Raw genomic sequence first — 24,163 nt, forward strand, 5'->3', positions numbered from 1 at the left:
CCGGCCCGTTCGCCACCTCGCTCGCCCGTCGCGCGGGATGTGCTGGGCCGCATGGAGATCGACCTGCCTCACCTCGACGACGGCGCGCTCGCCGGGCTGCTCCGTGCCGACGTCCCCGGTGCCCTCCTGGGTCTCGCGCGCCGGGTCGCCGACGCGGGCACCGGTCTCGAGGCGGCGGTCCTCGTGGTGCGCCGGTGCGGCGAGCTCGAGTGGCGCTCCGGTGCTGCTGACCTCTACGAGCGCGAGGTGGACGAGGTCCTCGCCGAGCTCGCGGTCGTCGGGCAGGACCTCGGCGCGCTCGCCCTCGACCTCGAGACGCTGTCGACCACGGTCTCGCACCGGCTCGACCTCGTCCGCGCGGCCCGCCTGCCCGTCATCGGCCTGCTGCCATGAGCGAGCCGGGGATCGAGGTCTCCGGCGGCGCGGGCGGCATCGCCGTGGCCCTCGACGCGCTCGACGTCGCCGCCCCGGCACTGCGTGCCGTCGCCGCAGACCTCGCCGACAGCGCCGCCGACCTCGCCCTCGTCCTCGCCGACCCGGCGCTCGTCGCGGCGGCGCTCGTCGCGCCCGGCCGCACCGCGCGGACGGGGGCGGACCTGCTGGCGGTCGCCGGCCCGAGCGGTCTGCTCGGCACCTCGCTGCACCTGCGGGTGCTCGCCGGCTCCGTGGCCGCGGCCGCGGAGCTCTACCGCGCGGGCGAGAGCGGGGCGCGCCAGGCGGTCGAAGGGGTCGACCGCACCGCCGGCCTCGTCCTCGGCGTCGCGGTGCCCACCGTCGTCCTGCCCGTCTCGGCCGCGACGGTGCTCGGTGCGGCCGCCCTGCGCACCCGGCCGTCGCCGGTCTGGCTCGGTGCCTACGTCGGCTCGGTCATCGGCGTCGTGCGCGAGCTCCCGTCACGAGCCGGGCCGCGCGTGGACCGCGTCCTCGGCGAGCACCCCTGGCTCCTCGAGCACTCCGTCGCCGGCGCGGAGGGGCTCGTCGTCGGCCTCGGGCTCGGCTTCCCGCCGCTGGGCCTCTACCTCGCCGACCGGGCAGACCGCGCCGGGCTGCGCTACCCGCCCCGAACGCAGGCCGAGGCGGTCGCCGTCGTCACCGCTGCCGGGGGTGGGCACGTGCTCGACGAGTCGGGCTTCGAGGTCGAGGTGCGGGCGCACCCCGTGAGCACGGCCGGCTGGCGCCCGCCCCGTGGGGTGTCCGACCTCGTCGCAGCGGACGGCCCCGTCTCGGGCGGTGACCACGTGCGGGTCACCGGCATCCCGCTGACGGACGGCCGGTACGCCTGGGTCGTCGACGTGCCCGGCACCCAGACCTTCTCGCCTCGGCCTGGCACGAACCCGTGGGACCAGACGAGCAACCAGCTGCTCGAGGCCCACGAGCGCACCCTGACGATGACCGCGGTGACCGCCGCCCTGAGCGACGCGCGGGCGCGCACCGGTCGAGGGGCGAAGGGGGTGGCCGACCCCGTCCTGCTCGGCGGGCACAGCCAGGGCGGGATCACGGCGGCGGCGCTCGCCGCCGACCCGGTCTTCCGCGCGCAGCACCCCGGGCTGAGCCACGTCGTGACGACCGGGGCGCCGATCGGCGGCGTGCCCGTGCCGGAGGGGGTCTCGGTCCTCTCGGTCGAGCACGTGCAGGACCTCGTCCCCGCGCTCGACGGGGCGCGCAACCCCGATCGGGCCGCCTGGGTGACGGTGCGCCGCGACCTGAGGGGTGACCTCCGCGGCGCCTCGGACGCCGCGCCCACCGCGACGGGGGCGCACTCCGCTCGTCTCTACGAGAGCACGGGTGCCCTCGTCGACGAGCGCATGGTCACCGACCCGTCGCTGCTCCGGTGGCGGGAGGGCGCCGGTGACTTCCTCGACGCCGGGCGCGTCGACGCCCAGCACGGCGACCCGCAGCCCGCCGCCGGGGCGCGTCCGGTCGTCGTCGACTACGAGGTGCGCCGGGTCCGCCGGGACGGATGAGGCCGACGTCCTCTCTCGGCCCCGGACGCTGTCGGTCGTGCCTGCGAGGCTGACCCGGTGCCCGAGGGAGACAGCGTCTTCAGGCTCGCCCGGCGGCTGGACCGCCAGCTGGTGGGCAGCACGGTGCTGCGCTCGGACTTCCGCACGCCCTCTCTCGCGACGCGCGACCTGTCCGGGCGCGAGGTGCTCGAGCACGTCACCCACGGCAAGCACCTGCTGACCCGCTTCTCCGGTCTCGACGGCTCCCCGGCGGCGACCCTGCACAGCCACCTGCGGATGGACGGGTCGTGGTCGACGCTGCGCCCGGGCAAGCACCTGCCCCGTGACATCAGGCCTCACGTCCGTCTGGTCCTCGGGCTCGACGACGGCCGAGCCGTCCACGGCATCCGGCTGCACGACCTCGCCCTCGTGCCCACCGCGCGCGAGCACGACGTCGTCGGGCATCTCGGGCCGGACCCGCTGCGTGACGACTGGGACCCTGCCGAGGCGGTCCGACGGCTGGGCGCCCGGCCGGGCACGCCGCTCGTCAGCGCCCTGCTCGACCAGCGCGCCATGGCGGGCCTGGGCAACCTGTGGGCCAACGAGCTCGCCTTCCTCACCGGCGTCAGCCCGTGGACGGGGGTCGGCGAGGTCGACCTGCCCCGGCTCGTCGACCGGGCTGCGCGGATGCTGCGCCAGTCGGCGACGGCGCGAGGGCGCCTACCAGGTGACGACCGGCTCGCGCGCCAGGGGAGACACCCACTGGGTGACCGGCCGGCAGCGTCAGGGCTGCCGGCGCTGCCGCGGCCCGGTGAGCGTCAGCGCCGAGATCCCCGGCGACGCCGCGAACCGGCGCACGTGGTGGTGCCGGTCCTGCCAGCCGGGGCCGGGCCCCGAGGCGAGGGTGCGGGCCGCCGTGCCCTGACCCACCGGGATGGCACCATCGACCCGTGCAGCCGACACCTCCCGCGACCGTCGCCGCCCGGGCACTGCTCGACGAGCTCGTCCGGCTCGGGCTGCGTCACCTCGTCCTGTCGCCGGGGTCCCGGTCGGCTCCGCTGGCCTACGCCGCGCAGCAGCTCGACCGCGAGGGACGCCTGCGGCTGCACGTCCGGGTCGACGAGCGGGCCGCGGGGTTCCTCGCCCTCGGGCTGGCGAAGGTCAGCCGGGTGCCGGCCGCCGTGGTCACGACGAGCGGCACGGCGGTGGCCAACCTCCACCCCGCGGTGCTCGAGGCCCACCACGGTGAGGTGCCCCTCCTCGTGCTGAGCGCCGACCGGCCGCCCGAGCTGCGCGGGGTCGGGGCCAACCAGGCGACCGACCAGCCCGGTCTGCTCGACCACCGTCACTGCCGGCTCGTCGTCGACGTCGAGACCCCGTCCGCCGACCGGCTCGCCGCCCAGGTCCGCGCGCTGCGCTCGACCGCCGCCCGAGCCGTCGCCGCCGCCACCGGGGCTCTCGGGGGAGACCCCGGGCCGGTCCACCTCGACCTGCCCTACCGCGACCCGCTCGCCCCGCCGGTGGGCGGGCCGTGGCTGCCCGACGACTGCGCCGGGCGCCCGGACGGACGACCGTGGGTCGTCCTGCCGACCGCGGCCGCACCTGGGGGTGCAGAGGGGGGCACCGCCGACCTCGTCGCGCCTCGCACCCTCGCCGTCGTCGGCGACCTCGCCACCCGTGGCCAGCGCGACGCGGCGCTCGCCTGGGCCGGGGCGCACGACGTGCCGGTGCTCGCCGAGACCGGGCCCGGCGCTGCGGACGCGCCGACCCTCCTGCCGCACGGAGCCCTCGCCCTGGCCGCCGCCGACTGGGTCGAGGCGCACCGTCCCCAGCGTCTCGTGCTCGTCGGGCGCACGACGCTCGGCCGGTCCGTCGCGGCCCTGGCCCGCGACCCCCGCACCGAGGTGCACGTCGTCTCGACCGGCCCACGGTGGGCCGACCCGACGCACGAGGCGGCGGGGGTCCACCCCTTCGCCGCTCTCGCCGAGCGCACCGGGCCTCGCGCCGACCCCACGTGGGCCCGCGACTGGGCCGATCTCGGCCGTCTCGTCGAGGAGGCCCTCGTCGAGCTGCCCGGCGGGTCGCACGACCGCCTCACCACGGGTGCCGAGGTCGTCCGCGTCGTCGACAAGGCCCTGCCGGCGGGTGCCCGGCTCTTCCTCGGCAGCAGCTCGGTCGCCCGCGACCACCAGCTCGTCGCCCGCCCCCGCGTCGACGTCGACGTCGTCGTCAGCCGTGGGCTGGCCGGCATCGACGGGTGCGTCTCGACCGCGGCCGGTCTCGCCCTCGCCGACCCGGGCGTCGCGACCTACGCGGCCGTGGGCGACCTCACCTTCCTCCACGACTCCGGCGCGCTCCTCGTCGGGCCGAGCGAGCCGGTGCCCGACCTCACGGTCGTCGTGCTCGACGACCGCGGGGGCAGCATCTTCGCCACGCTCGAGTACGGCGCGAAGGAGCTCGAGGACGACTTCGAGCGGGTCTTCGCCACCCCGACGGGCACCGACGTCGCCGCGCTCGCCCGGGCCCACGGGTGGCCGGCGACGACCGTCACGACCCCCGACGAGCTGCGCGCCGCGCTCGCCCCCGCCCCGGGGCTGCGGGTCGTCGTCGTGCCGCTCGACCTCGGTGACCGACGGGCCACCGGTCTGGCGGTCGCAGAGCGCCTGCGCGCGCTCGGCTGACCTCTGGCGCGGACGGGCGGTCGGCGTCCCGGGACGAGCGGTCGGCTGGGAGCGCCGAGCGGTCACGCGGGTACCGGCATGGTCACGGATACGTGACGACCTGCCCAGATCCTCGGCACCGCGGGTCCGTACTTCTCGGGCCGCGCCGCCCCCGGGCCGCGCTGCTCCAGCGTCGGGGCGACCGCTCCGACCCCCGCGGGAAGGAACGACATGCAACGCACCACCTCCAGGGCCGCCGCCCTGCTCGCCGTGGGGGCGCTGGGCCTGGGCGCCTGCGCGACCGGCGGCGGCGAGACCACAGAGGGCTCGAGCAGCGGCTCGGGCAGCAGCAGCTCGGCCGCCGAGGCCTACCAGCCGAAGGAGGGGGGCGCGGGCGGTGACGTCGGCGTCTTCACCTGGTGGGCGGCCGGCTCGGAGAAGAAGGGCCTCGACGCCCTCGTCGCCGAGTACAAGAAGCAGTACCCGAACGACACCTTCGTCAACCTCGCCGTCGCCGGTGGCGCCGGCTCGAACGCGAAGGCCAAGCTCGCCTCCGACCTCAAGAACGACCAGCCCCCGGGCTCCTTCCAGGGTCACGCCGGCGCCGAGCTCACCGACTACATCGCCGCCGGCCAGATCGAGCCGGTCAACGACGTCGTCGACGCCCTCGGCGGGGACGAGGTCTTCCCGAAGGACCTCCTCGACCGGCTGAGCGTCGAGGGCAGCATCTACTCGGTGCCGAGCAACATCCACCGCGCGAACGTCGTGTGGGCCAACCCGCAGGTGCTCAAGGAGGCCGGCATCAACGAGACGCCCAAGGACATGAAGGCGTGGATCGCCGACATGGAGAAGGTCAAGAAGTCCGGCGTCGAGAACCCGCTGTCCATCGGCGGCACGTGGACCCAGGTCCAGCTCTTCGAGACCGTGCTCCTGTCCGACCTCGGCGCCGACGGCTACTCCGGTCTCTTCGACGGCACGACGAAGTGGGACTCCGACGAGGTCAAGACCGCGGTCTCCGACTTCAAGACCCTGCTGTCCTACGCGAACACCGCCTCGGACGGCGACGACTGGCCGCCGGCCACCGACGCCGTCGTCGACGGCAAGGCCGCCTACAACGTCATGGGCGACTGGGCGGTCGCGCAGTTCGACGACCGCGGCGCGAAGGAGGGCGAGGACTACACCTACTTCCCCGTCCCCGGGACCGACGGCGTCTTCGACTTCCTCGCGGACTCCTTCACCCTGCCCCGCGGCACGGAGAACCCCGACGGCACCAAGGACTGGCTGATGACGGTCGGCTCCGCCGACGGCCAGAAGGCCTTCAACCTCGCCAAGGGCTCCATCCCCGCACGCACCGACGTGGCCATGGACGACTTCCCGGCCTACCAGCAGAGCGCGATGGAGGACTTCACCTCCGACACCATCATCAGCTCGATCGCGCACGGCGCCGCCGTGCCGCTGGCGTGGAGCACCGACATCTCCACCGCGGTCGCGAAGTTCTCCTCCAGCAAGGACGAGGCGACCCTCGTCAAGGAGCTCTCGGCCGCGGCCGAGAAGAACGCCTGAGCCGACCGGCTCATCGCCCCGCGGCCGGGACGCACCCGTCCCGGCCGTGGGGCCCCCTTCGCCATCTCCCTCACCCCTGGAGGACCCGTGCGCCGCGCCAAGAACTGGCTGCCCGGACTGCTCATGGTCACGCCGTCGATCCTGCTCATCGGCGTCTTCGTCTACTGGCTCCTCGCGCAGAACGTGTGGACCTCGCTCAACGTCTCGACCAAGCGCGCCGTCGTCGGCGGGAAGTTCGTCGAGAAGGTCCAGCACACCGGCGGGTACAGCAACTACACCGAGCTGCTCGGCAGCGACGGCTACCAGCACGCGCTGTGGAACCTCCTCGTCCTCACCGTCGTCTTCATGGTCGGCACGATGCTCATGGGTCTGCTGTGGGCCGTGCTGCTCGAGAAGGGCGTCTCCGCCGAGGGCTTCTTCCGCTCGACCTACCTCTTCCCCATGGCCGTGAGCTTCATCGCCGCCGGTGTCGTGTGGCGCTGGCTGCTCAGCCCGGCGAAGGGGGAGGGCGCGGTCGGCCTCAACCAGCTCTTCAGCAAGCTCGAGCTGGACTCGCTGCAGTCGAGCTGGTGGTCCGGTGACGGCCGCTTCACCATGGCCGCCATGGCCCTGCCCGCGATCTGGCAGCTCTCCGGCTACGTCATGGCGCTCTTCCTCGCCGGCTTCCGCGGGATCTCCGAGGACCAGCGCGAGGCGGCCCGGATCGACGGCGCGAGCGAGTGGCAGGTCTACCGCCACGTGCTCTTCCCGCAGCTCTCGCCGATCGCGCTGTCGGCCCTGATCATCCTCGGGCACATGTCGATGAAGATGTTCGACCTCATCTACGTCATCGCCGGGCCGAGCTCGTACACGGCCTCGGTCCCCGCGACGCTCATGTGGACCCAGCTCTTCGCGCAGGACGACCCGGTCGCCGCCGCGGTCAACGCGACGATCCTGCTCGTCATCGTCGCGGTGGTCGTCGTGCCCTACCTCGTCTACACCGTCAAGGCAGAGAGCGAGCGCGACTGATGGCCGCCGACGTCACCTTCCCCGCCGAGAGCGTCAGCACCTCCGGAGTCGTCCGCGGTGGCCCCCGCCGCGACCTCGGCGCACCGGGCACCCGCAGCACCGGCCGGGCCAAGGCCGTGCGCATCGGGCTGCTCGTGCTCTTCGCCGTCCTCGTCCTCGTGCCGCTCTACGTCGTCGTCGTCACGAGCCTCAAGGGGCGCGGCGCGGTCAACCCGTCCTCCGCGTGGTCGTTGCCGACCGACCTCTCCCTCGAGGGGTGGCGCGGCGCGATCGAGCGCCTCGCCCCGGCGATGGGCCGCACCGCCGTCATGGCGGTCGTCGCGGCCGTGCTGTCCTCGGCGCTGGGCTCGATGAACGGCTTCGTCTTCGCGCGCTGGCGCTTCCCGGGCGCGCAGACCGTCTTCACCCTCTTCCTCTTCGGGATGTTCATCCCGTACCAGGCGGTGATGATCCCGCTCCAGGCGATGCTCCTCGACGTCCAGGCGGTCGCGCCGTGGTTCGACGGCATCGTCAAGCTCATCGCGGTGCACACGATCTTCGGGATCCCGATCTGCACGCTGATCTTCCGCAACTACTACGCGACGGCCGTGCCCAAGGAGATCCTCGAGGCGGCGAAGATCGACGGCGCGGGCATGTGGCGGATCTTCCGCTCGGTCGTGCTGCCCGTCTCGGCGCCGGCCTTCGTCGTCACGCTCATCTGGCAGTTCACGAGCGCGTGGAACGACTTCCTCATCGCGCTCTTCCTCACCAACCGCAACAACGGGCCGGTCACCTACGCGCTCAACGAGCTCGCCGGCGGCCAGAACCCCGACTACGCGCAGATCATGGCCGGTGTCCTGCTCGCCTCGCTGCCCACCCTGCTCGTCTACGTCCTGCTCGGCCGTTACTTCATCGGCGGTCTGATGTCGGGCTCGGTGAAGTAGACCCGACCACGCGCGAAGGGGGGCGTCCCACCCACCGGTGGGGCGCCCCCTTCGTCGTGGGTCGGCTCAGCAGGACAAACCCCCGCTTCGCACGAGTCTCTTACCCATGCTGAGCCGGGGTTTATCGGGTGACCCGAGAAACTTGGGGAGGTGAGGTCCGAGGCGCGGGGTCAGAAGCTCACGGGTGGGACGGGGAGGGTGGGGGTGGCCAGGGCTGCGTCGAGGGCTCGCAGGGCCGCGGGGTCGTGGACCTCGACGAGGCCCTGGCGGGCGAGGGCGGCGAGGCGGCGGCCGCCGAGGTAGGTCGCCCCGAGCACCCCGACGTCGAGCCCGAGGTCGGCGGGGTCGTCGGTGCGCGTCACCTCGGCGCGCCCGTCGCGGGCCGTCACCCGCCAGCGGCCGGCCTGGTCCTCGAAGAGCCCGTCCCGTACCTCGAGCACGACGTCGCAGTCGGCCGACCAGCCCCGGGCGGACAGCGCTGCGGGCAGGTCGAGCACGCGCAGCCAGAGCTCGTCGCCGGTCTTGTGCACGACGGTGCGCGGCCCGCCGCACCACCACAGCAGGGCGTCGTCGGCGGTGACCCGCAGGCTCGTGCGCGTCACGAGGTCGACGGAGGTGAGCCGACGAGCCAGGGCGAGCTGGGCCGCGCTGTCCGCCCAGGCCCACTCCTCGCAGTCGAGCGTGGCGGCGCTGCGCCCGTCCTCCCACTTGGGGCGGCGCCGCAGGATCGCGTAGCCGACGTCCTGACCGTCGCGCGCGGCGATGACGACGCGGCGCCGCTCGGTGCCCCGCAGCCGTGACGCGGGGTCGGCGTAGACGCGGGTGGCCAGCTCGAGGGTGCGGGTGACCGAGCCGACGCGCCCGGCGGCAAGGGTCTGGTGCGCGGCGTGCACCCGGGCGAGCACGTGCTCGTCGGAGAGGTCGTGCATCGAGGTCGTGATGCCCTCGGTGCTCACCCCCGGTGCGTCGAAGGTCGCGCCATGGCCGAGCGACATCTCACCGGCCGTCGAGGCGACGGCGTAGCCGAAGCGGCCGTAGATCGTCACGTCCGAGGCGTGCAGCGCGGCGAGCGTCAGGCCCTGCTCGCGGCACCAGCTGAGGTGGGCGTCCATGAGGGCGGTGAGCACGCCGGTGCGCCGGTGGTCGGGGTGCACCCCCACCCAGGTCAGCCCCGACACGGGCAGCTGCGTCGGCTCGCCGCCCGGCGCCCCGGGCACGGTGAGCTCCATCTCGAGGGCTCCCGCGATGCCGCGGTACGGCGACCCGTCGTCACCACCGGCGGCGGTGGCGGCCCACCGGTGGGGGACCGCCCGCGCGTGCGAGACGACCTCCTCCCACCCCATGTCGTCGAACCACACGAGGTCGTCGATCGCGGCGAAGCGCTCGACGTCGGGGTCGGCGGTGACGGTGTGCTGCGGGTGGGTGCTCACCCGTCCACCCTGCCCGCGCCGGGCGCGGGTGTCACGCGAGTTACGGGTCAGGCGGGAGGGGTGAGCGCCTGGCGCATCGGGAGGAACTTCGCGTCCGACTCCGCCACCTCGCTCGCGGCGTCGGACCCGGCGACGATCCCGCAGCCTGCGTAGAGGCGCAGCGAGGTCGGCGAGGTCTGCGCGCCGCAGCGCAGCGCGATGCCCCACTCGCCGTCGCCGGTCGCGTCCATCCAGCCCACCGGTCCGGCGTAGCGGCCGCGGTCCATCTGCTCGAGCTCGCCGATGAGCCCGTCGGCGACGGGGGTCGGCGTGCCGCAGACGGCGGCGGAGGGGTGCAGCGAGGCCGCGAGCGCGAGCGAGGTCGACGTGTCGTCGACGACCCCGGCGACATCGGTCGCGAGGTGCATGACGTTCGTCAGGTGCAGGACGAAGGGGGACTCCGGCACGTTGATCGAGGAGGTGTGCGCGGCGAGGGCGTCGGCGACCGAGCGCACGGCGTACTCGTGCTCCTCGAGGTCCTTGCTGCTGCGCGCGAGCGAGCCCGCGAGCGCGAGGTCGTGGCTGTCGTCGCCGGTGCGCCGGATCGTGCCGGCGAGCACCCGCGAGGTGACGAGCCCGCGCTCGAGGCGCACGAGCATCTCCGGGGTCGCGCCGACGAGACCGGCGACGGAGAAGACCCACGTCGTGTCGTAGTCCTGCGCGAGGCGCTGCAGCACCCATCGGGGGTCGATGCGCGAGTCGGCCTCGACGTCGAGGCTGCGGGCGAGGACGACCTTGTCGAGCTCGCCGGCGCTGATCCGCGCGACGGCCTGCTCGACGATCCCGGCCCACGAGCCGGCCGAGAGGTCGCCGTCGCTGAAGCGGATCGACTCCGGCGCGCGCGGCGCCGGGGAGGGGCGAAGGGAGGTCTCGACCGCGTCGTCCGCGGGGGAGGGCTCCTCGCCCGCGAGCCAGGTCGTCGTCACCCAGGCGTCGCGGCCCCGGCGACCGACGACGACGGCGGGGACGACGAGGCGGGAGGGGGTCTGCGAGCGGGCGGAGTAGGCCATCGAGCCGAAGCAGATCGGTCCGGTGCCGGGCACCTCGACCTCGTCCTCGACGTCGGCGACCGCGGTGATCTCGCGCCACCAGTCCTGCGCCCGCCCGAAGCGGTCCTCACCGGTGACCGACAGCCCGGCCACCTCGCCCCAGCCGACGAGCCCCTCGCCGCGTCGCACCCACGAGAGCACCTGCGAGGTGTCGTCGGGCAGGAGGGCCAGGAGGTCACCGACCCGGGTCGCGGGCACCCGCACGGTCCGGCAGACCAGGCGCGGGGACGACGAGGGGGAGGTGCGGGCGTCGAGGCGCGCCAGGGCGGGGTCGAGGGTGGTCATCGCCCGATCAGCGTACGCCTGCCCCCGGGCGTGGCCGTCCTCACGGCCGTCCTCCTGCCCGTCCGTGCGGCAGGGTCCCGGGTGCGAGGATGGGCCCATGATCCGCGCCTCCCTCGAGAAGGACCCCAAGGACGTCGCGACGATGTTCGACGACGTCGCGAAGCGCTACGACCTCACCAACGACGTCCTCTCCCTCGGCCAGGACCGCGCGTGGCGCACGGCCGTCGTGGAGGCCGTCGACGCGCAGACCGGCGAGCGGGTCCTCGACATCGCGGCGGGCACCGCCACCTCGAGCGAGCCCTTCGCGGCCCGCGGGGTCGACGTCGTCCCCGCCGACTTCTCCCTGGGGATGCTGCGCGAGGGTCGCCGGCGCAACCCCGCGCTCGCCCTCACCGCGGCCGACGCGATGCGCCTCCCCTTCGCCGACGACACCTTCGACGCCGTGACGATGTCCTTCGGGCTGCGCAACGTCGCCGACCGGCACGTCGCGCTCGCGGAGTTCCGCCGGGTCACCCGTCCGGGGGGCCGGCTCGTCGTCTGCGAGTTCAGCGACCCCGTCGTCCCGGGCTTCCGCACGATCTACAAGCGCTACCTCATGGGCGCGCTGCCCGCCGTGGCCCGCCGGATCTCCTCGAACCCCGACTCCTACGTCTACCTCGCCGAGTCGATCCAGGCCTGGCCCGGCCAGCGCGAGCTGGCGAGCGACCTCGCCACCGCCGGCTGGCGCGACGTCGAGTGGACCAACCTCTCGGCCGGGATCGTCGCCCTCCACCGCGGGATCAACCCGGCCTGACCCGACCCGGGCCCGACGGGCCAGGTTAGGACAACCTCACTGCACCCCTTCGCGACCGGCACGTACCCTGTCGTAGTTCGTGAATCCCTTCACAAGCACCCGAGGACGAGCGTGACCACCCCTGCTGACGCCCCCACCCCGCGGCTCGACGGCGACGTCGTGCACGCGGACGTCGTCGTCGTCGGTGCCGGTCCGGGGGGCAGCGCGACCGCCGCCTGGCTGGCCAAGGCCGGCCGCCGCGTCGTCCTGCTCGAGAAGACCTCCTTCCCCCGCGACAAGATCTGCGGCGACGGGCTCACCCCGCGCGCGGTCCGCCAGCTCATCCACCTCGAGGTCCCCACCGCCGAGACCGACGGTTGGGCCCACAACAAGGGCCTGCGCATCATCGGCGGCGGCATGCGCCTCCAGCTCGACTGGCCCGAGGTCGACTCCTTCCCCTCCTTCGGCATGGCCCGCGGCCGCGAGGACCTCGACGAGTACCTCGCCCGGCACGCCGAGCGCTGCGGCGCCGAGCTGGTCGAGCGGCGCAACGTCACCGAGCCCGTCCTCGACGACGACGGCCGCGTCGTCGGCGTCGTCGCCAAGGTCATGTCCGAGACCGGGCGCGCGACGGGGGAGCGGGTCACCTACCGGGCGCCCGTCGTCGTCGCCGCCGACGGCGTGAGCTCGCGCCTGGCCGTGGCCCTCGGCCGCGAGAAGCGCGAGGACCGCCCGATGGGCGTCGCGGTGCGCGCCTACTACGAGACGCCGCGCCACACGGACGACTACATGGAGTCCCACCTCGAGCTGTGGACGAAGGGGGAGGACGGCCGCGACATCCTCATGCCCGGCTACGGCTGGCTCTTCGGTCTCGGCGACGGGCGCAGCAACATCGGCCTGGGCATCCTCAACACCTCCGAGGCCTTCGGGCGCACGGACTACAAGGACGTCATGCGCCGCTGGGTGGCCTCGATGCCCGACGAGTGGGGCATCTCCGAGGCGACAATCACCGGCCCGATCAAGTCCGCGGCCCTGCCGATGGCCTTCAACCGCCAGCCGCTGTACGACCGGGGCCTGCTCCTCGTCGGCGACTCCGGCGGCATGGTCAACCCCTTCAACGGCGAGGGCATCGACTACGCCCTCGAGGCCGCCTTCGTCGCCGCAGAGGTCATCGACGAGGCGCTGCGCGCGAGCAGCCTGGCGGCCCGCGAGGCCGTGCTGCAGCGCTACGTCCTGCGGATGAAGCAGATGCACGGCGGCTACTTCCGGATCGGTGCCGAGTTCGCCAAGCTCATCGGCAAGCCGGAGATCATGCGCCTGGCGACGAAGTACGGTCTCCCCCGGACGACGCTCATGCGCTTCATGCTCAAGCTCATGGCCAACCTGCCGCAGGAGAGCGGCGGCGGCCTCGACGACCGCGTCATCCAGGCGATGACGCGCCTGGCGCCGAGCGCCTGAGGAGGCTTCGATGACGACCCCTAGGATGAATGACATGCGTCACAGCGTGCTGACGGAAAGCGAGGTCATGACGCGATGAACCCCTACATCCCGCTCGGCATCCTGCTGGCCCTGGGTCTGGGCTTCGCCCTCCTGTCGGTGGGCACCAGCCTGGTCGTCGGCCCGGCCCGGTACAACTCCGCCAAGGCCCAGGCCTACGAGTGCGGCATCCAGCCCACCCCCCAGGCCGCCGAGGGCGGCCGCTTCCCGGTGAAGTACTACCTCACCGCGATGCTCTTCATCATCTTCGACGTCGAGACGCTTTTCCTGCTGCCTTTCGCCGTCGCCTTCGACAACCTCGGCCTCTTCGCACTCGTCGAGATGGTGCTCTTCATGATCACCATCTTCGTCGCCTACGCCTACGTGTGGCGTCGCGGCGGCCTCGAGTGGGACTGACGCGAAAGGGAGCACACTGATGGGACTTGAGGAGAAGCTGCCGGCAGGGATCGCCCTGACGACGCTCGAGAACGTCGCCGGCTACATGCGCAAGGCCTCGATCTGGCCGGCGACCTTCGGCCTGGCCTGCTGCGCCATCGAGATGATGGCCGTCGGCACCCCGCACTACGACCTCGCCCGCTTCGGCATGGAGCGCTTCGCCGCGACCCCGCGCCAGGCCGACCTCATGATCGTCGCCGGCCGGGTGAGCCAGAAGATGGCCCCCGTCGTGCGCCAGGTCTACGACCAGATGGCCAACCCGAAGTGGGTCATCTCGATGGGCGTCTGCGCGAGCTCGGGCGGGATGTTCAACAACTACGCCATCGTCCAGGGCGTCGACCACATCATCCCCGTCGACATCTACCTGCCCGGCTGCCCGCCGCGCCCGGAGATGCTGCTCAACGCGATCATCGAGCTGCACGGCCAGATCCAGGGCAGCAAGCTCGGCGTCAACCGCGTCGCCGCCGCCCGCGCGGCCGAGCAGGCCGCGCTCGGCGCGACCCCGACCGAGCTGCTCGCGCCCACGCACGACCACGAGGGCCTCGTCGGAAGGAATCTCCTCGCATGAGCGAGCAGGACAAGGACACCCCGGGCACGACGGGCGACCCCGTGCGCCCCGAGGGCGCGGGCCTGACCGGCACCGGCAACCCCGACCTGCCGCCCGTGAGCGGGCTGCAGGGCGAGCAGCGCCCCGTCGAACGGACCAACGTCGTCGCCGACGCGCCGTCGGCCACCCCGCAGCAGAGCTCGGGCCAGGGCCCCGGCGACGCCTCGACCCGCTCGACCGCGGGCGACCCCGCCGGCGCGGTCGTCGTCGGCGAGCGCACCGGCATGTTCGGCGCGGCGAAGGGGGGAGACACCTCCGGCTACGGCGGCCTGCGCTCCCCGATCCTCTTCCCGGGCGCCGCCGAGCGGCCCTACGGCAGCTACTTCGACGAGGTCGTCGACCACCTGCAGGACGCGACCGGCGGCACGCCGGTGCGCAGCGTCGTCGTCGACCGCGGCGAGCTGACCCTGCACGTCGCACCGGCCGAGCTGCCGTCGGTCATGCAGGCGCTGCGCGACGACCCCCGGCTGCGCTTCGAGATGTGCGTGTCGGTCTCCGGCGTGCACCACCCCCAGCAGGTCGGCGAGGAGCTCCACGCCGTCTACCACCTGCTCTCCATCACCCACGGCGGTCGCCGGGTGCGCGTCGAGGTGGCCGTGCCCGACGCCGACCCGCGGATCCCGAGCATCGTCCACGTCTACCCCGCCGCCGACTGGCACGAGCGCGAGACGTGGGACATGTTCGGCATCGTCTTCGAGGGCCGACCGGACCTCACCCGGATCCTCATGCCGGACGACTGGCCCGGTCACCCCCAGCGCAAGGACTACCCGCTCGGCGGCGTGCCCGTCGAGTACAAGGGCGGCACCGTGCCGCCGCCGGACCAGCGGAGGTCGTACAGCTGATGAGCGCTCAAACCTTCCACGCGACCGGCGCCGCCGACGAGGCGACGCAGGGCTACGTCGTCGACGTCTCCGGCGGAGACTGGGACGAGCAGATCGGCGAGCTCGGGATGCACCCCGAGGAGCGGATCGTCGTCAACATGGGCCCGCAGCACCCGTCGACCCACGGCGTGCTCCGGCTCATCCTCGAGCTCGACGGCGAGACGGTGACCGAGACCCGCGCGGGCATCGGCTACCTCCACACGGGCATCGAGAAGAACATGGAGTTCCGCACCTGGACCCAGGGCGTGACCTTCTGCACCCGCATGGACTACCTCACCCCGATGTTCCAGGAGGCGGCCTACTGCCTGGCCATCGAGCGCCTCCTCGGCATCGAGGAGCAGATCCCCGAGCGCGCGAGCGCGATCCGGGTGCTCATGATGGAGCTCACCCGCATCTCCTCCCACCTCATCGCCATGGGCACCGGCGGCATGGAGATGGGCGCGACGACGGTCATGACGATCGGCTTCCGCGAGCGCGAGCGGATCCTGTCGATCATCGAGAACATCACCGGTCTGCGGATGAACAACGCCTACATCCGTCCCGGCGGCGTCGCCCAGGACCTGCCGCACGGCGCGATCGACAAGATCCGCGAGAACGTGCCGCTCATCCGCCAGGGCATCCACGAGCTGGAGAAGCTCCTCCTCGAGGCCCCGATCCTCAAGGGCCGCACGAAGGGGGTCGGCTACCTCAGCCTCACCGGCTGCATGGCGCTCGGCATCACCGGTCCCGTGCTGCGCTCGGCGGGCCTGCCGCACGACCTGCGCAAGCTCAGCCCCTACTGCGGGTACGAGAAGTACGACTTCGACGTCATCACCCGCACCGGCGCCGACTCCTACGACCGGCTGTGCATCCGTCTCGACGAGATCCACCAGAGCCTGCGGATCATCGAGCAGGTCACCGACGAGCTCCAGGCCAACCCCGGCCCGGTCATGGTCGAGGACAAGAAGATCGCGTGGCCCTCGCAGCTCGCGGTCGGCGGCGACGGCATGGGCAACAGCCTCGAGCACATCCGCACGATCATGGGCACCTCGATGGAGGCGCTCATCCACCACTTCAAGCTCGTCACCGAGGGCTTCCGGGTCCCGCCGGGCCAGGCGTACGTCGCCGTCGAGTCGCCGAAGGGCGAGCTCGGCTGCCACCTCGTCTCCGACGGCGGCACCCGCCCCTACCGGGCGCACTTCCGCGACCCGAGCTTCAACAACCTGCAGGCCACCGCGGCGATGTGCGAGGGCGGCAACCTCGCCGACGTCATCGTCGCCGTCGCCTCGCTCGACCCCGTCATGGGAGGCGTGGACCGCTGATGTCCGGCAACTTCGCAGAGCAGACCGCCTCGGGGCACCTCCACGTCCCGAGCGAGAGCAAGGAGCCCTACCCGGCCGAGGTGCTCGAGCAGCTGGCCGCCGAGGCCGAGCTCGTCGTCGCGCGCTACCCGCAGAAGCGCTCCGCGCTGCTGCCGCTGCTCCACCTCGTCCAGTCCGTCGACGGCTACATCACCGGTCGTGGCATCGAGTTCTGCGCCGAGACCCTCGAGCTCACCACGGCCGAGGTCTCCGGCGTCGCGACCTTCTACACCCAGTACAAGCGCCACCCCAACGGCGAGTACACCGTCGGCGTCTGCACGAACACCCTGTGCGCGATCATGGGCGGCGACCAGATCTGGGACGAGGTCTCCGAGCACCTCGGCATCGGCCACGACGAGACGACCGCCGACGGCAAGATCACCCTCGAGCGCGTCGAGTGCAACGCGGCGTGCGACTACGCGCCCGTCGTCATGGCGAACTGGGAGTTCTTCGACAACCAGACCCCCGCCTCGACCGTCGAGCTCGTCGACGCCCTGCGCGCCGGCGAGAGCGTCGCCCCGAGCCGTGGGCCCTCGCGCGTGTGCACCTTCAAGCAGGTCTCCCGCGTCCTCGCCGGCTTCTCCGACGGTCTCGCCGACGAGGGCGTCGGGGCCGGGCCGGCCTCCCTTCGCGGTGTCGAGATCGCCCGGCGCGAGGGCTGGACCGCCCCCGGCGGGTCCGACGCCACGAGCACCTCCGCCAGCGCGGACGCGCCGGGCGGCATGGCGCAGGGCGCCTACGGCTCGGTCAACGCGCCGGCCAACGAGCCCGACGAGAAGCCGGGCGGCGAGGACGCTCGCTCGGCGGAGGCGACGAAGATCGCCGACGACGACAACAAGGCCGAGGGGGAGTAGACGATGAGCACTCAGCTGACCCCGATCCTCACGAAGTTCTGGGACGACCCGCAGTCCTGGACGCTGGAGACCTACGAGCGCAACGAGGGCTACCAGGCCCTGCGCACCGCGCTCACCATGGACCCGGCCGACCTCGTGCAGATGACGAAGGACTCCGGTCTGCGCGGCCGTGGCGGCGCCGGCTTCCCCACGGGCATGAAGTGGGGCTTCCTGCCCCCGCCGGACGGCGGCCCCCGCTACCTCGTCGTCAACGCCGACGAGTCCGAGCCGGGCACGTGCAAGGACATCCCGCTCATGATGGCGGCGCCGCAGTTCCTCATCGAAGGGGTGGCCATCACCTCCTTCGCCATCGGCTGCAACCACGCCTTCATCTACCTGCGCGGCGAGGTCGTCCACGTCTACCGCCGACTGCTGCGCGCGGTCGAGGAGGCGTACGCCGCGGGCTACCTCGGCAAGGACATCCTCGGCTCGGGCTTCGACCTCGACGTCACCGTGCACGCCGGCGCCGGCGCGTACATCTGCGGCGAGGAGACCGCGCTGCTCGACAGCCTCGAGGGCCGTCGCGGGCAGCCGCGCCTCAAGCCCCCCTTCCCGGCCGTCGCGGGCCTCTACGCCCGCCCGACGGTCGTCAACAACGTCGAGTCCATCGCCTCCGTGCCGCCGATCCTGCTCCACGGCGCCGAGTGGTTCTCCGACATGGGCACCGAGAAGTCGCAGGGCTTCGGCATCTTCAGCCTCTCCGGCCACGTGAAGAACCCCGGCCAGTACGAGGCCCCGCTGGGCATCACCCTGCGCGAGCTCATCGACATGGCCGGCGGCATGAGGGACCCGAGCAAGAAGCTGAAGTTCTGGACCCCGGGCGGGTCCTCGACGCCGATCTTCACCGACGAGCACCTCGACGTGCCGCTGGACTTCGAGTCCGTCGCCGCGGCCGGCTCGATGCTCGGCACGCGCGCGCTGCAGATCTTCGACGAGACGGTCTCCGTCGTGCGCGCGGTCTCGCGCTGGATCGACTTCTACCGGCACGAGTCCTGCGGCAAGTGCACCCCGTGCCGTGAGGGCACGTGGTGGCTCGCCCAGATCCTCGAGCGCATCGAGCACGGCCAGGGCACCCCGGAGGACATCGACAAGCTCGTCGACATCTGCGACAACATCCTCGGCCGTAGCTTCTGCGCGCTCGGGGACGGCGCGACGAGCCCGGTGACCTCGGCGGTCCAGTACTTCCGCGAGGAGTTCGAGGCCGGCTGCCACACGCCGGCCGCCGAGCTCTTCCCCCCGGCCGCGTCCGTGCTCTTCTCCCAGAACGACACTGCGAAGGTGACCGCATGACCGTCACGAGCGACAAGAGCTCGGCCGCCGCGAAGCCGGCGGTCGAGACCGTCGAGCTCACCATCGACGGGGTCGAGGTCTCTGTCCCCAAGGACACCCTCATCATCCGTGCCGCCGAGCAGGTCGGCATCGAGATCCCGCGCTTCTGCGACCACCCGGGCCTGGACCCGGTCGGGGCCTGCCGGCAGTGCCTCGTCGAGGTCGCGATGCCCGACCGCGAGGGCAACGTCAAGCCGATGCCCAAGCCGCAGGCGTCGTGCACGATGACCGTCGCGCCGGGCATGGAGGTCAAGACCCAGCTCACCTCGCCCGTCGCCGACAAGGCGCAGCAGGGCGTCATGGAGCTGCTCCTCGTCAACCACCCGCTCGACTGCCCGGTGTGCGACAAGGGCGGCGAGTGCCCCCTGCAGAACCAGGCGATGAGCCACGGCCGGGCGACGTCTCGCTTCGAGGACGTCAAGCGCACCTACCCCAAGCCGATCAACATCTCCAGCCAGGTGCTGCTCGACCGCGAGCGCTGCGTCCTGTGCGCCCGGTGCACCCGCTTCTCCGACCAGGTCGCCGGTGACCCCTTCATCGCCCTCGTCGAGCGCGGCGCGCTGCAGCAGGTCGGCATCTACGAGGAGCAGCCCTTCGAGAGCTACTTCTCGGGCAACACCGTGCAGATCTGCCCGGTCGGCGCGCTCACCGGGGCGGCCTACCGCTTCCGCTCGCGCCCCTTCGACCTCGTCTCCACCCCGACGACCTGCGAGCACTGCGCCAGCGGCTGCTCGCTGCGCACCGACCACCGCCGCGGCACCGTGCTGCGCCGGATGGCCGCCGCGGACCCGGCCGTCAACGAGGAGTGGAACTGCGACAAGGGTCGCTGGGCCTTCACCTACGCCACGACCGGCGACCGCATCGAGCTGCCGATGATCCGCGAGGACGGCGAGCTGCGGGTCGCGTCGTGGCGCGAGGCCCTCGCGGCCGCGGCCGACGGCCTGCGTGCCGCCCGCGGCGCCGGCGTCCTCGTCGGTGGTCGTGTGAGCACCGAGGACGCCTACTCGTACGCGAAGTTCGCCCGGGTCGTCCTCGGCACGAACGACGTCGACTTCCGCGCCCGGCCGCACTCGGCCGAGGAGGCCGACTTCCTCGCCGCGCACGTCATCGGCTCCACGCCGCAGACCGGCGGGGTCACCTACGACGACCTCGGCTCGGCCTCCTCGGTCGTCCTCGTCGGGCTCGAGCCCGAGGAGGAGAGCCCCATCGTCTTCCTGCGGCTGCGCCGCGGGTACCGCAAGGCCAAGACGTCGGTCTACTCCGTCGCCCCCCTGGCCACCCGCGGTCTCGACAAGCTCGGCGGCACGCTCATCCCGAGCGCCCCGGGCACCGAGACCGAGGTGCTGCGCGCCCTCGCGGGCGAGGGCACGACCGAGCAGATGGGCGGGGACGCCTTCGCCGCGGCCCGCACGGCGCTGCGCGAGCCGGGGACGGTCGTCCTCGTCGGCGAGCGCCTGGCCACCGTGCCCGGTGCCCTCTCCGCCGCGGCCGAGCTGGCCGAGGCCTCCGGAGCCCGTCTGGCCTGGGTGCCGCGTCGCGCCGGTGAGCGCGGTGCGCTCGAGGCCGGCGCCCTCCCTGGCCTGCTGCCCGGTGGCCGCGCCGCCACCTCCGCTGCCGACCGCGCCGAGGTCGCCGCCGCCTGGCAGACCGAGCGCGAGCTGCCCGACACCTCCGGCCGCGACACCGCCGGCATGCTCGAGGCCGCCGCGATCGGCCGTCTCGACGCGCTGCTCGTCGCGGGCGTCGACGTCGACGACATCGGTCACGCCGACGGCCGGGCCGCGCTGGAGCGCGCCTTCGTCGTCTCGCTCGAGATGCGTCCGAGCACGGTGACCGAGCACGCCGACGTCGTCCTGCCGATCGCGCCCCACGCCGAGAGCGAGGGGACCTTCCTGGACTGGGAGGGCCGCGAGCGCTCCTTCGCCGCCGCGCTGGACACGACCGCGATGGGCGACCACCGCGTGCTGTCGATGCTCGCCGACGAGATGGGCGTCTTCCTCGGCACCCGCACCGTGGGCGAGGTGCGCCGCGAGCTCGCGACGCTGCCGGCCCGCACGACGGCCCCGACCTCGGCGTCCGCGCCGGCCGTGCCGGTCTCCGTCCCGCAGCCGGGACCGGGCCAGTTCGTCCTCGCGACCTGGCACCACCTGCTCGACCGCGGCTCGCTGCAGGACGGGGAGCCCTTCCTCGCCGGCACCGCGCCGACGCCGCGAGCCCTCATGTCGCCGGTGAGCGCGCAGTCCCTCGGCGTCGTGCCGGGCGATCTCGTCACCGTCACCGGTGACGGCGTGCGGGCCACCGCACCGGTCCACGTCACGGAGATGGTCGACCACGTCGTGTGGCTGCCGACCCGCTCCGAGGGCTGCGACCTCCGATCCCTGGCTGCCCGCTCGGGCGCCGTCGTCACTGTGACCCCAGGTGGTGCCGCATGATCGACCTCGCCTACCTCGTCACCGAGGTCAACCCCTCGGTGCCGCGGGCCGACTTCAGCGACACCCCGGTGTGGCTCTCGCTCGTCAAGGCGCTCTTCCTCTTCGTCTACCTGCTGCTCTCGGTGCTGCTCGTCATCTGGTTCGAGCGCCGCGTCATCGGCCGGATGCAGCAGCGTCCCGGCCCGAACCGCAACGGCCCCTTCGGCCTGCTGCAGACGTTGGCCGACGGCATGAAGTCGATGCTCAAGGAGGACGTGCGGCCCAAGGCCGCCGACGCCCTGATCTTCACGATCGCGCCGATCATCTTCGCGACGATGGCCTTCGTCTCCTTCGCGATCATGCCCATGGGCGGCGACGTGAGCCTCTTCGGCCACCGCACCCCGCTGCAGCTGACCGACCTGCCGGTCGCGAGCCTGCTCGTCCTCGCCGTCGCCGGCGTCGCCGCGTACGGCATCGTCCTCGCGGGCTGGTCCTCCGGCTCGACCTACCCGCTCCTCGGCGGGCTGCGCGCGACGGCGCAGATCATCTCCTACGAGATCGCCATGGGCCTCTCGCTCGTCGCCGTCTTCCTCTACGCGGGGTCGATGAGCACGAGCCAGATCGTCTACGCGCAGCGCGACCTGTGGTTCATCATCCCGGCGTGCGTCTCCTTCGTCATCTACGTCATCACGATGGTCGGCGAGACCAACCGTCTGCCGGTCGACCTCGCCGAGGGCGAGGGCGAGATCGTCGGCGGCTACTTCACCGAGTACTCGGGCATGCGCTTCGCGATGTTCTTCCTCGGCGAGTACATCAACATGTTCACCGTCTCCGCGCTGGCGACGACGCTCTTCCTCGGCGGCCCCGCGGCCCCTCCCGGCATCGCGGCGATCGGCGACGGCATGCTCGACCAGGGCTGGTGGGGCGTGCTGTGGTTCACCGCCAAGCTGTGGGTCTTCATGTTCTTCTTCGTCTGGCTGCGCGGCTCGCTGCCCCGCACCCGGTACGACCAGTTCATGCGCTTCGGCTGGAAGTTCCTCATCCCCGTCGCGCTCGTCTGGGTCATCGCGGTCGCCTTCATGCGTGCCGCGAGCCCCGAGCTGGGCTACTTCGGCGACGGGACCGTGAGCCTGCTCGGCCGCGAGATCTCCATCGCCTCGCTCGTCGTCGTCGGCTTCATCGCCGTCCTCGTCCTCGGCGGGACCTGGCTGTGGGAGACCCGCGTCGAGAAGCGCACGGCCGCGGAGCAGGAGGCGGCGCACGTCCCCGACGAGGTCGACCCCTTCGCCGGCGGCTACCCCGTGCCGCCGCTGCCCGGCCAGCGGCTCGTCGAGCCCGACCGTCGCGGCGCGACGGCCCTGGCCGACGCCCCCGCGAGCACCGACACCACCACGAGCACCGAGAAGGAGCAGCACCGTGGCTGACGAGAGCAAGGGCGGGTTCTTCTCGGACCTCTTCGCACCGGTCGCCGGCTTCGGCGTGACCTTCGCGACGATGTTCCGCAAGGTCGCCACCCAGGAGTACCCCGAGGTCAAGTGGCCCACCCAGCCGCGCTTCCACGGCCGTCACCAGCTCAACCGTCACCCCGACGGTCTCGAGAAGTGCATCGGCTGCGAGCTGTGCGCGTGGGCCTGCCCGGCCGACGCGATCATGGTCGAGGGCGCGAGCAACGACGACGCGTCGGGCCTGCGCTTCAGCCCCGGCGAGCGCTACGGGCGGATCTACCAGATCAACTACCTGCGCTGCATCTTCTGCGGGCTGTGCATCGAGGCCTGCCCGACGCGCGCGCTGACGATGACCAACGAGTACGAGCTCGCGGACAACAACCGCGCCGACCTCATCTTCACCAAGGAGCAGCTGCTCGCGCCGATCCAGCAAGGGATGGTGCCCGCACCGCACCCCATGGTCGAGGGCCTCGAGGAGCGCGACTACTACCAGGGCAAGGTCACGGCGGCGACGCCGGAGCAGACCCGGTGGGCGCAGGAGCACCACGCCGCCGCGACGGCGCAGGAGGGCCAGTCATGATGTCCACGGGCGAAGGGGTGACCTTCTGGGTCCTCGCCGTCATCGCCACCGTCGCCGCGTGCGGGCTGCTCTTCGCCCGCAAGGCCGTCCACGCCGCTCTCGGCATGGTCGTGACGATGATCTGCCTCGGCATGCTCTACCTCGTCACCCTCGAGGCGCCGCTCCTCGGCGTCGTGCACATCTTCGTGTACACGGGCGCGGTGATGATGCTCTTCCTCTTCGTCGTCATGCTCGTCGGCGTCGACCACTCCGACAGCGTCGTCGAGACGCTCAAGGGCCACCGCCTGGCGACCGTCGTGCTCACCCTCGGCATCGTCGGCCTGCTCGTCTCCGCCGTGAGCCGCGTCAGCTACACCGCGACGCCGAGCCTGGCCGAGGTCAACGCCGACCCGGGCAACGTCAACGCCATGGCGAACTACATCTTCGGCCGGTACGTGTGGGTCTTCGAGACCACCTCCGCGCTGCTCATCACCGCCGCGCTCGGCGCGATGGTCCTCGCCTACCGCGAGCGTCTCGCCCCCAAGCCGACGCAGCGCGCGTGGAGCGAGCGTCGCTTCAAGGAGGGCAAGCACCTCGCCGGTCTGCCCGTGCCCGGCGTCTACGCCCGGCACAACGCCGTCGACACCCCGGCGCTGCTGCCCGACGGCAGCATCTCCGAGCTGTCCATCAACAAGGTCCTCGCGGCCCGCGACCAGGTCACCGTGCCCACCCGGTACACCGAGCTCGAGGCGCGCACCGAGGACGAGATCGAGGAGGGCGGCCGCCGATGACCTACATGGCCTACATCTACCTCGCGTCGGTCCTCTTCGCCATCGGCGGGGCCACGGTGCTGCTGCGCCGCAACGCGATCATCGTCTTCATGGGCGTCGAGCTCATGCTCAACGCCGCCAACCTCGTCTTCGTCACCTTCGCGCGCATGCACGGGACGGTCGAGGGGCAGGCCATCGCCCTCTTCGTCATGGTCGTCGCCGCCTGCGAGGTCGTCGTCGGCCTGGCGATCATCATGGCGATCTTCCGTGCCCGCCGGTCGGCCTCGGTCGACGACGCCAACCTGCTGAAGCTGTAAGGAGCCC

At 72.6% G+C, this 24,163-nt stretch carries 22 protein-coding genes and 1 pseudogene; 20 read left to right on the forward strand and 3 right to left on the reverse strand.

Annotated elements, in window-relative coordinates; genetic code table 11:
- Positions 1-51 precede the first annotated feature (51 nt).
- From L6241_RS10670 to L6241_RS10680, 3 genes and pseudogenes are all read left to right on the forward strand, one after another.
- A complete protein-coding gene (locus L6241_RS10670; RefSeq protein WP_368246177.1) occupies positions 52-393 on the forward strand; it encodes a hypothetical protein in 342 nt (113 codons plus the stop codon).
- A complete protein-coding gene (locus L6241_RS10675) occupies positions 390-1,964 on the forward strand; it encodes a hypothetical protein (RefSeq protein ID WP_368246179.1) in 1,575 nt (524 codons plus the stop codon). Before L6241_RS10670 ends, L6241_RS10675 begins: the two co-directional genes overlap by 4 nt.
- Before the next feature lie 111 nt (positions 1,965-2,075).
- Positions 2,076-2,525, forward strand: a pseudogene (locus L6241_RS10680) (DNA-formamidopyrimidine glycosylase family protein); the annotation flags it as partial.
- Between the two features lie 201 nt (positions 2,526-2,726).
- On the opposite strand, the gene L6241_RS10685 reads toward L6241_RS10680, so the two are convergent.
- On the reverse strand, positions 2,727-2,873 hold the full coding sequence (locus tag L6241_RS10685; protein WP_252974814.1) for a hypothetical protein: 147 nt from the start codon (positions 2,871-2,873) through the stop codon (positions 2,727-2,729).
- 20 nt (positions 2,874-2,893) lie between these two features.
- Between L6241_RS10685 and menD the strand changes: the two genes are divergently transcribed.
- From menD to L6241_RS10705, 4 genes are all read left to right on the forward strand, one after another.
- Positions 2,894-4,624, forward strand: coding sequence for a 2-succinyl-5-enolpyruvyl-6-hydroxy-3-cyclohexene-1-carboxylic-acid synthase (gene menD / locus L6241_RS10690; RefSeq protein ID WP_368246181.1), 1,731 nt, complete (start codon positions 2,894-2,896; stop codon positions 4,622-4,624).
- A gap of 210 nt (positions 4,625-4,834) precedes the next feature.
- Positions 4,835-6,166 carry an ABC transporter substrate-binding protein gene (locus L6241_RS10695; protein ID WP_368246183.1) on the forward strand — a complete coding sequence of 444 codons (1,332 nt, stop codon included), beginning with the start codon at positions 4,835-4,837 and terminating at the stop codon, positions 6,164-6,166.
- An 87-nt stretch (positions 6,167-6,253) separates the two neighbouring features.
- Positions 6,254-7,174 carry a carbohydrate ABC transporter permease gene (locus L6241_RS10700; protein ID WP_368246184.1) on the forward strand — a complete coding sequence of 307 codons (921 nt, stop codon included), beginning with the start codon at positions 6,254-6,256 and terminating at the stop codon, positions 7,172-7,174.
- A complete protein-coding gene (locus tag L6241_RS10705) occupies positions 7,174-8,097 on the forward strand; it encodes a carbohydrate ABC transporter permease (protein WP_368246186.1) in 924 nt (307 codons plus the stop codon). Before L6241_RS10700 ends, L6241_RS10705 begins: the two co-directional genes overlap by 1 nt.
- 170 nt (positions 8,098-8,267) lie before the next feature.
- On the opposite strand, the gene eis is transcribed toward L6241_RS10705, so the two are convergent.
- Positions 8,268-9,527: an enhanced intracellular survival protein Eis gene (gene eis / locus L6241_RS10710; RefSeq protein ID WP_368246188.1), complete on the reverse strand. Its 1,260-nt coding sequence runs from the start codon at positions 9,525-9,527 to the stop codon at positions 8,268-8,270.
- A gap of 47 nt (positions 9,528-9,574) precedes the next feature.
- On the reverse strand, positions 9,575-10,900 hold the full coding sequence (locus tag L6241_RS10715) for an isochorismate synthase MenF (protein WP_368246190.1): 1,326 nt from the start codon (positions 10,898-10,900) through the stop codon (positions 9,575-9,577).
- Positions 10,901-10,997: 97 nt separating this feature from the next.
- Between L6241_RS10715 and L6241_RS10720 the strand changes: the two genes are divergently transcribed.
- The 13 genes from L6241_RS10720 (at position 10,998) to nuoK (ending at position 24,156) form a co-directional block, all read left to right on the forward strand.
- Complete coding sequence (locus L6241_RS10720) at positions 10,998-11,693, forward strand: demethylmenaquinone methyltransferase (protein WP_368246191.1); 696 nt, start codon at positions 10,998-11,000, stop codon at positions 11,691-11,693.
- 111 nt (positions 11,694-11,804) lie between these two features.
- Positions 11,805-13,130: a geranylgeranyl reductase family protein gene (locus L6241_RS10725; protein ID WP_068276846.1), complete on the forward strand. Its 1,326-nt coding sequence runs from the start codon at positions 11,805-11,807 to the stop codon at positions 13,128-13,130.
- A 75-nt stretch (positions 13,131-13,205) separates the two neighbouring features.
- Positions 13,206-13,565 carry an NADH-quinone oxidoreductase subunit A gene (locus tag L6241_RS10730; RefSeq protein ID WP_068276849.1) on the forward strand — a complete coding sequence of 120 codons (360 nt, stop codon included), beginning with the start codon at positions 13,206-13,208 and terminating at the stop codon, positions 13,563-13,565.
- A gap of 19 nt (positions 13,566-13,584) precedes the next feature.
- Positions 13,585-14,172, forward strand: coding sequence for an NADH-quinone oxidoreductase subunit B family protein (locus L6241_RS10735; RefSeq protein ID WP_123092298.1), 588 nt, complete (start codon positions 13,585-13,587; stop codon positions 14,170-14,172).
- Positions 14,169-15,053, forward strand: coding sequence for an NADH-quinone oxidoreductase subunit C (locus L6241_RS10740; protein WP_368246193.1), 885 nt, complete (start codon positions 14,169-14,171; stop codon positions 15,051-15,053). Before L6241_RS10735 ends, L6241_RS10740 begins: the two co-directional genes overlap by 4 nt.
- The gene (locus L6241_RS10745; RefSeq protein WP_068276855.1) at positions 15,053-16,393 is read left to right on the forward strand and encodes an NADH-quinone oxidoreductase subunit D; all 1,341 of its coding nucleotides are present in this window, start codon (positions 15,053-15,055) and stop codon (positions 16,391-16,393) included. Before L6241_RS10740 ends, L6241_RS10745 begins: the two co-directional genes overlap by 1 nt.
- A complete protein-coding gene (gene nuoE / locus L6241_RS10750; protein WP_251718360.1) occupies positions 16,393-17,286 on the forward strand; it encodes an NADH-quinone oxidoreductase subunit NuoE in 894 nt (297 codons plus the stop codon). The genes L6241_RS10745 and nuoE overlap by 1 nt, the downstream gene beginning before the upstream one ends.
- A 3-nt stretch (positions 17,287-17,289) precedes the next feature.
- Positions 17,290-18,615, forward strand: a complete 1,326-nt coding sequence (nuoF, locus tag L6241_RS10755; RefSeq protein ID WP_068276861.1) for an NADH-quinone oxidoreductase subunit NuoF — start codon at positions 17,290-17,292, stop codon at positions 18,613-18,615.
- On the forward strand, positions 18,612-21,086 hold the full coding sequence (locus tag L6241_RS10760; RefSeq protein WP_368246195.1) for an NADH-quinone oxidoreductase subunit G: 2,475 nt from the start codon (positions 18,612-18,614) through the stop codon (positions 21,084-21,086). The genes nuoF and L6241_RS10760 overlap by 4 nt, the downstream gene beginning before the upstream one ends.
- Positions 21,083-22,489: an NADH-quinone oxidoreductase subunit NuoH gene (gene nuoH, locus L6241_RS10765; RefSeq protein WP_191681622.1), complete on the forward strand. Its 1,407-nt coding sequence runs from the start codon at positions 21,083-21,085 to the stop codon at positions 22,487-22,489. Before L6241_RS10760 ends, nuoH begins: the two co-directional genes overlap by 4 nt.
- Complete coding sequence (gene nuoI, locus L6241_RS10770; protein WP_201467669.1) at positions 22,482-23,090, forward strand: NADH-quinone oxidoreductase subunit NuoI; 609 nt, start codon at positions 22,482-22,484, stop codon at positions 23,088-23,090. Before nuoH ends, nuoI begins: the two co-directional genes overlap by 8 nt.
- A complete protein-coding gene (locus L6241_RS10775) occupies positions 23,087-23,860 on the forward strand; it encodes an NADH-quinone oxidoreductase subunit J (RefSeq protein ID WP_251718363.1) in 774 nt (257 codons plus the stop codon). The genes nuoI and L6241_RS10775 overlap by 4 nt, the downstream gene beginning before the upstream one ends.
- Complete coding sequence (nuoK, locus tag L6241_RS10780) at positions 23,857-24,156, forward strand: NADH-quinone oxidoreductase subunit NuoK (protein ID WP_068276877.1); 300 nt, start codon at positions 23,857-23,859, stop codon at positions 24,154-24,156. The genes L6241_RS10775 and nuoK overlap by 4 nt, the downstream gene beginning before the upstream one ends.
- The last annotated feature ends 7 nt before the right edge of the window (positions 24,157-24,163 follow it).

This window comes from Janibacter sp. Y6, from assembly GCF_040900765.1.
In the GTDB taxonomy this organism is placed as follows: Bacteria; Actinomycetota; Actinomycetes; order Actinomycetales; family Dermatophilaceae; genus Marihabitans; species Marihabitans melonis.